The following is a 14,321-nucleotide window of genomic DNA, read 5'->3' as shown; positions in this document are numbered from 1 at the left end:
TCTGTATCTATGGAAGTCTCAATAGACATAGATTTTTATAAACTTAAAAACTAACTATTCTAGTTCACTACTAACTCACTGAATCGATTACCGTTATACACGATCTTCAATTCATTCGTATTTGCAATTAACGCGCGCAAGTCAGACTCCGCCGATCCGTATAGAATGGAATCTTTCACTTCTTCCAGTTTAAGCTTGGTGATTTCCGGTTTTGTGGTTAATGTAGCAACGACATCCTCACCCATATATTTACCGATTACTGTCTCACCTACAGAAGCAGCAGCTAAAGACTCCCAGAACTTAAGAGACTCGGTATCTTCTTTGGATATATCTAAACGATTTAGCACTTTCTCTTCTTTGACTTGTCCCGCTGTCGCTAACGCAGCCGTTAATTTATCAGCTACACGAATATAATCCGCACTTTTTGATGCATACTCAACTTGTAACTGGGCGTCGCTCATTTTCGTTTTCTTTACCTGGGTTTCTATCAAATCCGGCCAACGGGCGCCACTTAAATATTGCATGTATTGATATAAATCAAACTGAGGCAACCCATAGTAAGTCTCTCCTGAATCATCCATCTTAGCTCGCTTAACATTTTCTTCTTGCATGTCGGATTTAAGCTCATCAAAGCTTTGGTAAGGGGCGATTCCTCGCTTGTGTGCAATAAATTGCTCCTGCTTGGACATTAGCAATGCTGTCATCGCAGAATTTTTGGCGTATTCAGAGGGGGTTTCATGATTTTTGCCGTATTGATGTGTCCAGAAGCCCTCATCTGCTTGGGCCCCATAAGTTCTGAAGAAATAGTCTACCGTTATAGCTCTCTGCTCTTTGACAAAAGATTGAAATTCTTCCTCTGTTACGGCGTATCCATCTACTGTAAATATCCAATTTTCAGGCAGTTCCGCCTTTTTGTTAGTTAAGCCCAACATGAGTAAAGCAAGAACAATCAGAGCGGTAAACAAGATAATCACTGTTGGTTTTCGTCTTGTAATCCCCATGACAGCCTCCTCTCCAATATTCAACCTAGCTTTGCATGAAAGCCATGACAGTGAAATTCTTCTCCGTTGCAGGAGAAGTTCCCAAATTTAAATGGTTAGACATTATTGTAAGTTTAGCCACCCCCTAATGTAAGCGCTTATTTAGACTGAATTAGAACAAATTTGACATGTTCAAATTACCACGTTTGGTTGAAAACGCCCTGCTAATCTAGCATGAGCAGTATTATGTAGATATCACCCAGTTGAGAGCCTTGAAAGATTAGCTTTTTGTATAGCTCTATACTAAATTCCAGGAAATAAAAAAGCCGAATGGATTGTTCTCATCCACTCAGCTCATAAGTTTATTTTACAATAATCTGTATCGTATCACTTTCCGTTGTTCCACTTCCATTCATAAACTCACCGCGATAGTGATAGATGCCAGGAGATTTCCCTGAAATTTGTGTAGTGGCCGATTGAGCACTTGGTGTTTGTGAAGATAAAGATTGCGTTTCAATAAGTTCGCCATTTTCATATAATCGATACTGTGTTGCGTTCGTGCCCCACCACATATTAGCAGTAATGTTATAGTCCCCATCTTGATCCCAGTTGTCACTAGACAAAACAGGTTTGCCGGGCTTCGCCTCAGCCACGGTGACGGTGTGTGGATCACATGAAGTCGTTCCATACAAATTCGATAACTCACATGTATACACATAGGTTCCATTCGGCTTTCCTTGAATAGGAATAATGGAAGTCTGGGCGGCTGGCGAAACATCGGCCAGTGACTTCGTTTGGATCAATTGACCATTCTCGTATAACTTATACAGTGAGCCATTGTTTCCCCACCACATATTCATTGTAACCTCATAATTGCCATCATTTATACCTGTCGCAACACCGCTATTATTCGAAAGTATCGGTTTACCTGGCACCCCATTTGCAAGCAATTCCGGGCTAACGGAATGCCGTTCGAACTTGACTGCATCAGCCCTCGTATAAATCATATCGGCAGGTAGAGTTGGCGGATCTACCGTTGTCGGAGTAACCCTGGTTAGACGAACGTACTCGCTGCCGTCTCCAGTAAAGTCGAACGTTCCTAGATTAACCCAACCTGATGAGCCGACGGTTGCATCAATATACGTAACTTCGGTAACCGACTGATGCTTCACTTCCACTTTGACATAGTTATCGTTTGCCGTCGTATGGACGAGCTTGTAAATGGAGACCGTATATTTCCCCTCTGGGAACTGGCCTTTCCACGTCGCTGATGAACCTTGAACGGTAGAATAACGGGACTTAACCCCAATTTTGTATCCAGCTAAATTGCTTTGGCTCCAAGATCCTTCTGTCGTGTATAACCCAGTCGTATTCGTGCTGTCGACAATAACCGTTAAGTCCCTGATCGCAATTGTCATAGAAGGTGTTGTTAAGGTCACCCCGTCAATCGTTACAGTGGCCCATACCTCAATATGATCCGTTTCTCCGTCGAGACTTAGAAGGGTCAACATACCGCTACTGTCCACTTCAGCCAGATCGGTTCGATCAACGAAATACTGCACATTTGCCTGTGATAGATCACCAATCAGACCGTTATCCAAATAGCCGGTTACGCTTAGTTGTGCGGTTTGAGTCATTTGCAGTTCACCCCGATCCGACAGGATCACCACAGACTCCAATTGCGGCATACTGTTTGGATCCACCCACATCATCGCATCGGCAACTACCCGTGACTTGTTGGCCTTATTGGTTAATTCGACATATCCGCTATCGCCTGCTGCAAAAGGATAATCTCCCAGGTGCACCCAAGTCCCATTGGCCGTTGTCTCATCAACGGTAACCGTCTCGGAGCCTCCACTATAATAAACGGTAAATGAGGCATTCGTTGCCCAATTTTCACTTGTAGCGGTTATTTGCGGAAGCTTGTAATACACACTGTAAGTAACACTTTCCGGCAGCTCAGGCCGCCATTTAATTCTGCTTGTCGCTGTGCCGGCAGTCGATTTGGCGTACACATAGTTATCATAGTAATAGTCGTTAGCCGTTGTATCCCGTATCCAGACGCCTTCTGTCTCTGCCTCCGTATTATCCACAATGATCGATGAACTCTCCTGCCAATCCGGTTGAACTGGAGTTTCTTGTACTTGATCAGGCAAATAGAGTGTCCGCTTGCGGGTCTGTTTCCCATCCGATTCCACATAATAAGTGAAGGTTTGGGATAAATCGTTTACCCGTATCGACCATTCCATCGGATAGATCGTATCTGGAATGGTTGTATACGTTACTCCGCCATCCAAGGAATAATGGATCGTCGCTGGTTTTGTCGTTTTTGCCTGCACATAAGCATCATAGGCCGTTTCGTCGGGCTTGACGATCAGCATACCTTTAACCGCATCTATTGGACTGTGGATATCGAAGAAATAGCTTGCATCCGATGTATCAGCAGTTCTGACCTGGTGCAGCGGCACATCAATGTTGAGTCCTTCTACAATGATAGCGGTTATTCCTTTGCTTGAAACCGTGGCTTGAATGATTCCACCACTCATAACCGCTTGCTCTGGTGTGCCATTGTCGCGGATGATGGTTACGGTATAATCTTGTGCCGGGTTGAACCCAATGATTTGCGCATTCAATTCGATCGGAGTCTGGACTTCAGCTGATGATTCGTTGCTTAACCCGATGTAGAATTTATTCCCGCTCTCTCCCGTTATCCAGTTCAATTGAGGATGGTTGGTCTTGATAATCCCCTTGGGCATCCAGAGCCAAACGTCGGAATTACCGTAAAAATTCCCTGGTTTATTTCCATAGAGGTGATATTTGAACCATAAAAAATTAGTTTCAAAAACAGAAGGAAATGTAATACTACCATTTGATTTCAACGTTTGTTCGCTGATCAAATAATCCATCGTTTGCCCGAGCTGTCCCGGGATATGGTGATAATAGATGGATGTAGCCCCGCTTGGGCCTTCCAGAGGAAACTCTGGCTCAAGTTGGCTAACGGCGAAGCCCTTATAGTAATAACCTGGATAACTAGAATATCGTCCAATAACTGCATTATGAGCAATATCCTGCAGCAGTTTATCACCTGTATAGAGCGACAATCTCAGCATGAATGGAGCTTCCTGAGCATTCATCCGATAATAGCCAGTTGTACTTCCCGCTTCAAACGTCAATCCATTGGGAGAAACAAGCCAACTATCCGCTTGTACGCCTCCGGCTACATCTTCTGGGAGCTTGATCCGAGGATATTGATATTTACCACTTTCCGGCCAATGGAACGACTCCGCGTAATTATACGTCTCAGGCTGCGGAATCGTAACGCTACCTTCAGGAACCGGACGAGCAACAAACATCGTTGCATACCGTTTGGCTTCCTTATAAGCTGCATTCAAGTATTTGGGATCCTGAGTTTCCTCGTAAAGCTCCAAGATCTCCATACACAGCTTGCTATAATAATAAATGAACTCATTTTTACTCACATTGACGGATGCAGGCGTATCAATATGCTGCATGATATAGCTGTCGGCTGCATCCTTGGCAGCCTGTAAATACTGCGTATCTCCCGTCATACGATACATCATCAGGGGTTGAATGACAGGACCACGGTCTTTCTGGTCAGGATCACGCACGAGGTATTCTTCCTGTGCCAGTGCTCCAATTCCTGCCGAAGTACCCATCATCTGATTGAGAGCGGTTACGCTTGAAAAATCAAACGGCAAGGTTGCCATTTTCCATAACGACGGCACACCGTATACTGGCTTTTGCGTAGGCGACCAGCCTATACCATTTCGCGATAAGCCATACTGGACGGACGGCAATGCTCTCGTATCGTAGAGCTGGTCATCCCCAGTCAAATAGTAAGCCCCCAAAAGAACTGCATTCGAGCTTGTTCGAACGCTATCCTCGTTTTCGATGTCAATAAAGCCCTTGGCACGGCTCCACCACCCGCTGGGTGACGGGACATAATCAACAGAGTCATCCCCTTGCGGCTCTATCTTAAGTAAATCGATCATATTGAACATCGCGTCAGTAAGCGACTGATCTGATACATTTTCCCGGTATGCAGAATAACCGTACTCTTTGCGAAGAATATCCGCGTAGGACTCATACAATTTGCTTTTTTGAGCGATTAGTCCCATATGAAATTGATAAGTGCTTTCTGCGTTCATTTGAGAATAGGTCCCTAATTGAGGAGCGTACAAGATTGGCTGCACGCTGCCTTCGTTGTTGACAAGGCTCATGCCAAGCCTTTGCTTCGTAACGCCTCCCGTCGGTTCAAATTCAACCGGAAGCTCATCCGACGGTACAAATACCCCATATGTCAATGGATTCCCCGAACCGTCATTCTTCTCAATTAGACTCATCGGAGCGCTTAGTTCCCTTAAGCTTGTTGATTCCACTGAACCTACCATTTTGGCGTGTGATCTGAAACCATTTAACACTTCATTGACGTCTGAGATTTGCTCTGTTGTGAAGGACTGATAACCGATTACATAATTGCCATCCTTGCGAGGTGTAAAGGCGAAGGAAACATCAGGTTTGTCCCCTGACATAGACCAGTTCACTTGTAAATCGTAATCGCTTTCATGTGAAGAATCGGTTAATATCGCCGTGTGGCTGTCTGGGAAATTGATCTCGTCGAATGTAATCCAGCGTTTGTTCATCGTATCGTAATAATTGGTTCGACTCCCCGCATTCCCATCCAATAAGACCCATTGTTCTTCAAGTCTTTCCGCCACATTATTAACAGGCATCCAGTTCCCCGTATCCGTATCCTTGTAGAACATATCACGAACGATGGTTTTGCCTTCATCCCAAGCAGCTTCATAAAAGGTAGCCTTATAGCTGGCATTCTCGATGCTGCCTTTTTCCGTGTAACTGAGATTCGCCAATGTACGACTGCGCAGCGGAGGCAACGGCGGAGCTTGCTGCCGTATATTCCCTTCAAATTTGACCGCATCGGCCCGCGTAATGATTTTTCCGGTCGTAGGTTGTGTTCGAGTCAGTCTGACAAATTCGCTATCATCACCACTGAAATAATAGGACCCCAAATCAACCCATCCGGCCGATGGCCCCGACGAGGGTCTCAGATCCATAAACATAACATCCGTAATCCCATTGTGAACAATTTCGATTTTAACATTACTGTCTGCTTTATCCGCCCAATCAAGTTTGTTGAATGAAATTTTCGCCGTCCCTGCTTCTAATCGCGGATTCCATGTGATGCTTCTTCCTACTGCATCGGTAAATTTGGAACTAGAATTATTATATCCCTTCACTCCCGTACTTGTAGTCCAATCAGGAGCGGAGAACCCGTTATTTGCGTTATTTACATCAGTAGTGACGACATCATCAATCGTGATGCTTCCATCATCAATGATGATCGTCTTATGAGGCTCTTTTTGCTGAATATTCCCTTCGAACTTGACCGCATCTGCACGAGTAAGTATCGTGCTGGTTGTGCTGGTAGACCGAGTTAATCTAACGAATTCGTTACCAACTCCGGAAAAATAGTACTCTCCCAAATCAACCCATCCCACAGAAGCGCCAAACGAAGGCCTCAAATCCATAAAAAGAACATCCGTCGTTCCATTGTGGACGATTTCAATTTTTACATTGCTATCCGCTTTATCTTCCCAGTTAAGCTTGTATAACGAAATTCTCGCCGTTCCTGCTTCCAATCGTGGATTCCATGATATCGTTCTGCCTGCTGTACTCGTATATTTGGAGCTGGAGTTATCATACCCCTTCACCCCTGTACTTGTGGTCCAATTTGGAGCCGAATATCCGTTGTTCTCGTTACCCACATCAGGTGTCAAAACATCATTGATCGTGATGCTCCCGTCATCGATGATAATCGTCTTATACGGTAAGGTCTCTGCATAAGCGGTCCTTATTCCGTCTAGGCTGAAAGGAACTAATATCGTCACGATGAAAACGATTAAGAAAAACAGCTTCCTTTTTATCATACAACTCACAGCCTCCCTTAAGTTGATAACGCTTACAAATTAATAAAACCCTCCTTTGTTCGAAGATCATAAAGAAGCAATCAGCCGTATTCTTCTGGCTAATCCCGCTCCGTCATTTTTATCATAGCATGTCACGTAACTGTGAAATTTCTTTGATTTCAAGAATTTCTTATAAGATTTTAAGCAAGAAGAAACGACATTGTCTTCCTTTAAAAAGAGACCTACATCATAACTGGCCGCTCAACTGCAGTCAGTATGATATAGGTCTTTCAATTGGAGAAAACCTTATGATTAATTATAATGGCGGCTGCACCAATAACAACTTCCCAAGCTGGATCACCGTTTGATCATACCAATCTGGATGCTGCCGAATATGCTCAATACTTCGTTCATTGCCGCATGCCTCAAATACAGCCGCTTTGTCTGTCTTTTCGGTATCGACTTCGAAGCGCACCGTATGTTTCCCATTCGGGAGCTCCGGCAAGAATACATACTGATTACGATTATGATCGTTGTGTAGTGTGAATCGATCGACAATAAAGGGTTCCCCACCATCCACCGACACCTTCAATCTGCCAGAATCAGGCCCCCCGATATCGAATAACCCGATATGAGTTCCCTCGAACTGCACCGTAATAGCCTCTCCAGGATCGACTGCTCGCCACAGGCCGGGGAACAACCAATTGTACTCGCGTACTAAAGCACAATCATCGGGAGTCATGTAAGACCATCCTGCGGAAAAATCGGTAAGACTATCCAATGACAGCATGCTCGCATATTCCCAAGGATTAGCCGGGACCAACGGATTCTGAGGTAAGTGATGTACTGACCTTCCTGGATGATCCTGAAGTTCTCTAATTTTTTCAAATGACCGGGTGATCGTATCCGTGTAAATCTGATGTCCTTCGGGAATAGTCGGATGGATCGAATCATGTGTAAAAACAACGGCTCCGGAAATGGACACGTCTTCCCTTGAGGTGAAAACGAGTTTTCCCTCCGACACCAAGTGACTGACCGCTACGCCCAGATGAATCGAAGGAATACCGTAATAGTCGGCCACTTCCTCTTGCATTAGAGCCCCCTTCTGGTATTCTCCAGACTGAAATAAGGCCACATCCCGCTCCTTCAGCGTATAAACGAACAGGATATCAGTAAACCGGCTCCGCTTGCGGATCTGACGGACAATCCCTTCGATCCGCGCCTTGGATTCGGGATCTCCGCCATCATTACCGACAAATTCAACAAATACTAGATCAGGTCGATGACGCAGTACATCTGTCTCCAAACGGGCACAGCCCAAATCCGATCCTGTCCCATCAATGCCTGCATTCACAGAGCGGATATCCGCCTTAGGATATTGCTTACGAAGCCAATCCGCCGTCATAACCCTGTAGCCTTCAGAACGTGTATTACTGCCGCCGAAATAGACGATTGTTACGGTATCCCCATTTTCCAATTTTTGAATTATATTGGGGAGCCCTTTACGAGGGAATAATTCCTTCATCGTGACTTCACCTGTCCTCATTTATCGATTTTAGGAGCAAACAATTTCACAGCAAACACTTCAAAATAAGGCGAACCATAAGTTGCGCCGAAATTAATCCGGATTCGGGTTACACCATTCGCATCTATCTTATGTTTATTCAACGTGAGATAATTTCCACGAGTTATGATTGTCCTCTCGGTTCCGTCTTCTAAGGTCAAGGTCATATCATAATCTTGGATAAGGGACTCAATCGGGTCGTTGAAATGCTCCAAATCCAGCTGCGAATTAAAAACAAGATGGATTTCGTCCAGATTTTTGGGGCTTGCAAAACAGAATTCCAACCATTCCTGTCCTTCCGAATGTTCAGAAATCCAGCCATTCGGTTGGCCATAAGGTCTGGAGTAGCCATTGACAACATTCTCAGGACTATACATATTCTGAGCTGGCACCAGGTCCTTAAAGCAAATGCTCTTATTGAATTTCTTCAGCCTGGACGGCTCTTCCGGCCTATAGTGGAAGCTGACCGCTCCTGTCAATTTCTCTTCATTACCGTATATGGCAAGGCTCGCCGTGCCCTCCAATATGATGTAGATTTTGTCGTCAGCCGGTTTCTTGCAGTCCAAGTCTAGCGTAATCCAGTCGTCATGACCGGCTGTAATAACCAAGTGGTAGTCTCTCAACTCGCTGGTTGGAATGTAGTTTTCCTTTCGTTCCCCGCCAAAAAGCTTCACATGTAGAGTTTCCGAATGCTTGGAGCTATTTTTAATTTTGAACCGTACGCTTTCAGCCACGGATGTCTGAATCGGCAAGACCAAACATAACCCTTTCTCCAAGGAAATCTCTTCGGTTGGATGAAGATTGTCATAGCTGCGCTGAGACGAGGCACGAATAGTTAATCCGTCAGCGAAGTAAGGATCCAATTCCTCTTGAAGGCCTACAATGGTTTGTCCGTCTCGAAGCAATAGCGCCTGCAGCTCCCCCATATGAGCTTCGACTATAGCAGCAGGGTCTACCTCATATTTCGAGCACAACGAAGCAGCTGTTCCAACCGCCTGCCCCATACAACCGCAGGTTGCCATAACCCTTGTAGATCCGAAAGCCACATGGGTAGCACTTATATTGCGACCAGCGAACATGAGATTAGGAATATTTCGTGAATATAAACTGCGGAAAGGGATATTGTACAATCCAGGCACGAAATTCCAAGCTGTAGCCGGCCCCTCATCGTAGATGCCCTTATTAGCATGTAAATCCATATACCATCCACCGACCGATACAGCATCTTCGAAATGCGGCTTTGCTGTGAGATCGTTCTGAGACAACATGTGATCCCCAATAAACCGCCTCGACTCCCGCTTTCCCGGGATCGGGCATACATAATCCAAAATGAGATTGTCTACATCATCAAATTCACCGCTATTTTTGAGATAATCCCAAATCCCGTATACCAATTTCCGCAGCTCTAACGCGATGTCTTCATTATTTTTAATAATATCCATATGTCCGCCGTATTCCAACCACCACAATCCGCCAAGCCCGTTGATTTTTCTTGGAAAAGCCCGATGATTTAAGCCTTTTCTGATACTATCGAAAAAGGTTAACTTCGTAATATCATACGCAAAGCCAGGTCTTTTGTATGGAACGGAATATCCTACGTCACGGGCTTGAAACAGGATCGTATCGCCCATGGTGTAATGGTCCGCCACTTCAGGAGCCAATTCTTCCTTGTATTCATGTTTCGCTTCTCTCCCCCATCGGAAGAGAGCACCTGCCTGATATCCGACAACTCCATCTCCGGAGCAATCGATATAGGTTCGGCTTTCAAAACGAAATTTCCTTTCGGAAGCCAATTGAAGACCATCCACCCATTTAATTCTGCCGTTCTCCATGCCCGTCTCATGCACGCATGTATTCAGAAATAGAGAAATGTTAGGCTCAGCATAGACCATATCCAACAAGACCGTATCCGAAAGCGAAAGCATCAGCTTCTTGTTGTATAACGGATTATAGTGGAAAATCTTCAACTTGAGTTCTTCCACCAACCCTCCTTCGCGTGCATAATAGGATGGACTGTTTCCGAGATAAGCCGACCCGTTGATATGAACCCTGACCTCGCTGCTCGCATTTCCCCCAAGAACCGGTCGATCATTAATAAGTGACACTTGCAGCCCTTGGCGTGCGGCGGCAATAGCAGCGCATATCCCAGCAATACCTCCGCCGACGACGGTTACATCTGCTTTAATAAGCTCCATTTTGATAACCTCCATGATTAGATCCTTCTATCATGGTAATCCTTTTGCTCCCTTTTTTTTTACATGATTTCGCGAAAAAATCACACATTTTTTGCAACCTTAATTGGATTCATACCGTGTCATTTTTATCCGATATTGCTTAGGAGTATCACCCGTATATTCTTTAAATAATTTGCAAAAATAACCTTCATTCACAATTCCTACTTCTTCGCACAATTCCAATATAGAATAATCCTGAATATTTAACAGCTCGAGAGCTAATTGGATTTTTTTACGATTGATGTAGCTGATAACGCCTTCGTTCATTGTTTTTTTGAATAAGCTGCTAAAATACGATGGAGCTAAATTCACTTCCTCGGCAATCGCCTCGAGCGTTAATCGCTGTTTCAGGTTTTTCTCTATAAACCGCATAGCACTCATGATTTCTATACGATGTAAAAGTTGGCCGGCGTGTACATATTCGAAGGTAAAGTCGCCGATATAGGCAAGCTGCTCCCGAAAAGCTAAAAATTCTATGGGAAACTCTGCTACTTCCGTAGCCAACTTGTTTCCCGATTTAAACTTCACAATAATGTCTCTGTACAAGTCTCTTAACATAGGCGCCATGATGGACTTATGGATTTTATGGTCCGTAACAAATTGGTTCAGATCAGCAAATGCTTTCTCCAGCTCTTCCTTGGAAACCTTTCTTTTCACCCCAGCAAGAAAATCAGCCAATTTCTCCTGAAATTCTTCTTTTCTGTCATTATGGTAATGGAACCGATGCATGGGTGTTTTTACTACTTTCTCTGTATGATAATAGAAATCATCACTCACATTTTGTGCTTCCGTGTAAGCTTGTTTGATGGATTCCCAGCCTCGGTGTGGACCTCCAAAAGCGACGGATACCCTTTGATTCAAATATTGATGCAAATGGGAGACGATCTGCCCCCCCAATGTCTGGCAATCATATTCCGTTTCCAGATCACTACGATTATTTTCCCAGGATAGAAAGCCAATAAACCGATTATCGGATAGATCCGCAGCTACACCACTGCCACCATTCATCACCGTTTCTTCGATTATATTTGTAATCGCATACCTCAATATGTTCTGATCAGACGCTGAATAATCATTTCGGAAACTTTCATACATATTCATTTCGACAATAAAGCAGCGATAGTTGGCTTGAAAGAAATGGAACTGCATACGATTGGCAAAATCTGATGCCCGATGAGAAGGGATTTCGCCTCTGATAAGCTCGTTAAAAAATTGCTTGCGGACTCGATATTTATTTTCAAGCACGGATACGTTTAAAGATTGAAATTCCGCTTCTTTTTTCTTAACTTCATTTAAAATCCCGGCTGCCTTATCTAAAGCTCGACCCAAATCCGCATCTCTGAGCGGAACCTTAACAATGTATTCCAATACGTTGGCTTGAATAGCTCTCTGGGCGTATTCAAAGGATGAATAAGCGGTCAAAAGAATGAATTGGGTATGGGGAAGCTTTGGCTTTAGCTGCTCAATCATGGAAATCCCATCCATTCGCGGCATGACGATATCAGATATTACGATATCCGGCTTAAGCTTTACGATCTCCTCTATCCCCTTCAGCCCATTATTCGCTTTTCCCACTAAATGAAATCGCTTATCCCTAAGGGAGCGCTCGTGAAAAAACAATTCCAATCTCTGAATGATTAGATCTTCATCGTCAACAATGAAGCAGGTGTAGTCTCTCATCATCATGCATCTCCTTTAAACAAGCCTGCTGGGAATAAGGCGCGAACCCGGGTTATTTCCTTAGGTATGCTTATGATTTGGAGCCCGAACTGTTCTCCGTAGTGAAGTCTGATTCGGTCATGAATATTGTTTAACCCGATTCTTTTCCTTTTCAATTCCACATCCCCCGGTTCTGAAATTAAAATATGCTTTATTTTATCAGTTGGAATTCCCTCGCCCTGATCAACTACTTCTATGATGACGTTGCCACCCTCCCTGTACGCATGAATAGTAATAGGGCCTTCGATCCCCCCTCCGTTATAACCATGGAAGATACTATTCTCCACAAGGGGCTGCAACAGCATTCGAAAAACCGGAAAATCTATTAGCCCTGCTTCGATATTTTCGATTAATTGGAAGTTTCGGTTATAGCGGATGTTCTGGATCGCGATATAGTCTGATACATTCTGCAATTCCTGACGCAGTGATACCTTCTCCGAAGCGTCAGCTATCCCATATTCCAATATTGAAATGAGAGACTCGATCACCACATCTACTTTCTCTATTTGTCCGAGTCGTATGACATTGCTGATAGAACCAAGCGTGTTATACAGAAAATGAGGGTTTATTTGAGACTGCAGCACTTGAATTTCCAGCTTTCGTTCAAGTTCGTTATGAAGCTCTGCTCCCCGAATCAGTTCCACAATTTGCTGCAGCATACGATCGAATGCTCGGGAGAGATCTCCAAACTCATCATTTCGGTTAATCGATATTGTAGTTGTGAGGGAGCCTTGCTCCACCCGCTTCATTTTTGTTTTGAGTGCATAGAGCGGGTTCCTTATATATTTGGCAATAAAGAAGGAAACGAACAGACTTAAGAGAAAACCAGCAGCTAGAAGCTCGATATAATAGGTTTCCAATCTGGATAAAGCAGCTTTCAAGCGTGATTCATCGTTGATTGAGATGATGGTCCAGTTGAATTTTTCAGTCGGTTTTTTTAGAAGGGAGACTTGAATCCCCTCCTTGGTGTGCAGTTGAAGGTTTGTTTCTGTAGTATCCAGAATTTCTTCTGCTGACGTTTCACCGATTGAAAAAGTATGATCTTGAACATTCAGGGGGCCTTTATTTTCCGAAAATCCGGCAATGATTTTTCCCGATGCGGTGATTAGAGCCAAATTCATTTGTTCTTTTTTATTAATCTTGAACAAGGTATCTTCAATGGCATTTAGATCTAAATCTACTGCAATGGCCATAGGAAACGGAGCACTGTTCAGATATCGGACCATCGTAACTGTCCAGCCGGAATATTTAGATTTGTAAGGATCACTGACAAATGTAATCCTTCTATTCTTGTCAGCTGCATCAAACAATGGTTCTCTTTCAGCTAAAGGTTCATCAAATATTCGGGTAGGTGTACTTCCGCCTAGAATAGATAAATCGTTTTTGATCAAATAAATATTACTGACGTAATTACTGTTGAGTTCATAGAGCTCTCTTAATTGCTTTTTAATCACGTCCGGATTGTCAATGTTGGCTTTCACCGATGACTCGACCGAGAACAGCATCGTCTGGAAGGAGGAAAAATTAACTGTGAAATACTGATCAATCTTATCAAGTATTTGGTTGGTGTAATAAATGTCAGAGGTTCTTATTTCCTTTTGGACATAACGATAAGACAATTGGCTTATCAAGATTATGCAGCTTAATACAAATGCAAACACGATAAAAAATAGTTTTAAAGGCAAGCTGATTCTTCTTCGCATCGATCATCTTCCTTTTAAATCTGTAATAAACAAATAATAGCATATGATAAGAAGAAACGCCTTCGGCGTCCTTTTTAAGGACGATAAGCGTTTCTTCGAAAAATAGAAGGATAAAGTATAAAGTAAAACTTATACTTTCTTATATTTCAATAAAGAGAGGGGCTAATTATAGC

General features: G+C 43.6%; 6 protein-coding genes. All 6 read right to left on the bottom strand.

What is annotated here, in order from left to right; genetic code table 11:
• Nucleotides 1-59: 59 nt before the first annotated feature.
• The 6 genes from MHB37_RS16810 to MHB37_RS16785 all read right to left on the bottom strand — a co-directional run bounded on the left by MHB37_RS16810 (nt 60) and on the right by MHB37_RS16785 (nt 14,148).
• Nucleotides 60-1,001, bottom strand: coding sequence for a hypothetical protein (locus MHB37_RS16810; protein ID WP_405168272.1), 942 nt, complete (start codon nt 999-1,001; stop codon nt 60-62).
• Nucleotides 1,002-1,342: 341 nt separating this feature from the next.
• Entirely contained in the window at nt 1,343-6,949 is a 5,607-nt protein-coding gene (locus MHB37_RS16805) for a hypothetical protein (RefSeq protein WP_405168271.1), read from the bottom strand.
• A 295-nt stretch (nt 6,950-7,244) separates the two neighbouring features.
• Nucleotides 7,245-8,453 (bottom strand): SGNH/GDSL hydrolase family protein, encoded by a 1,209-nt coding sequence (locus tag MHB37_RS16800; RefSeq protein WP_076306598.1) that lies wholly within the window; start codon nt 8,451-8,453, stop codon nt 7,245-7,247.
• A 17-nt stretch (nt 8,454-8,470) separates the two neighbouring features.
• Entirely contained in the window at nt 8,471-10,702 is a 2,232-nt protein-coding gene (locus MHB37_RS16795) for an FAD-dependent oxidoreductase (RefSeq protein ID WP_340033116.1), read from the bottom strand.
• 84 nt (nt 10,703-10,786) lie between these two features.
• A complete protein-coding gene (locus MHB37_RS16790; RefSeq protein ID WP_405168270.1) occupies nt 10,787-12,412 on the bottom strand; it encodes a response regulator in 1,626 nt (541 codons plus the stop codon).
• Nucleotides 12,409-14,148, bottom strand: a complete 1,740-nt coding sequence (locus tag MHB37_RS16785) for a histidine kinase (RefSeq protein WP_076217656.1) — start codon at nt 14,146-14,148, stop codon at nt 12,409-12,411. Before MHB37_RS16785 ends, MHB37_RS16790 begins: the two co-directional genes overlap by 4 nt.
• Nucleotides 14,149-14,321 lie beyond the last annotated feature (173 nt).

Source organism: Paenibacillus sp. FSL H3-0286 (assembly GCF_045040705.1).
Classification (GTDB): Bacteria; Bacillota; Bacilli; order Paenibacillales; family Paenibacillaceae; genus Paenibacillus_AQ; species Paenibacillus_AQ odorifer.
This window is presented reverse-complemented; position numbering and strand designations above follow the sequence as displayed.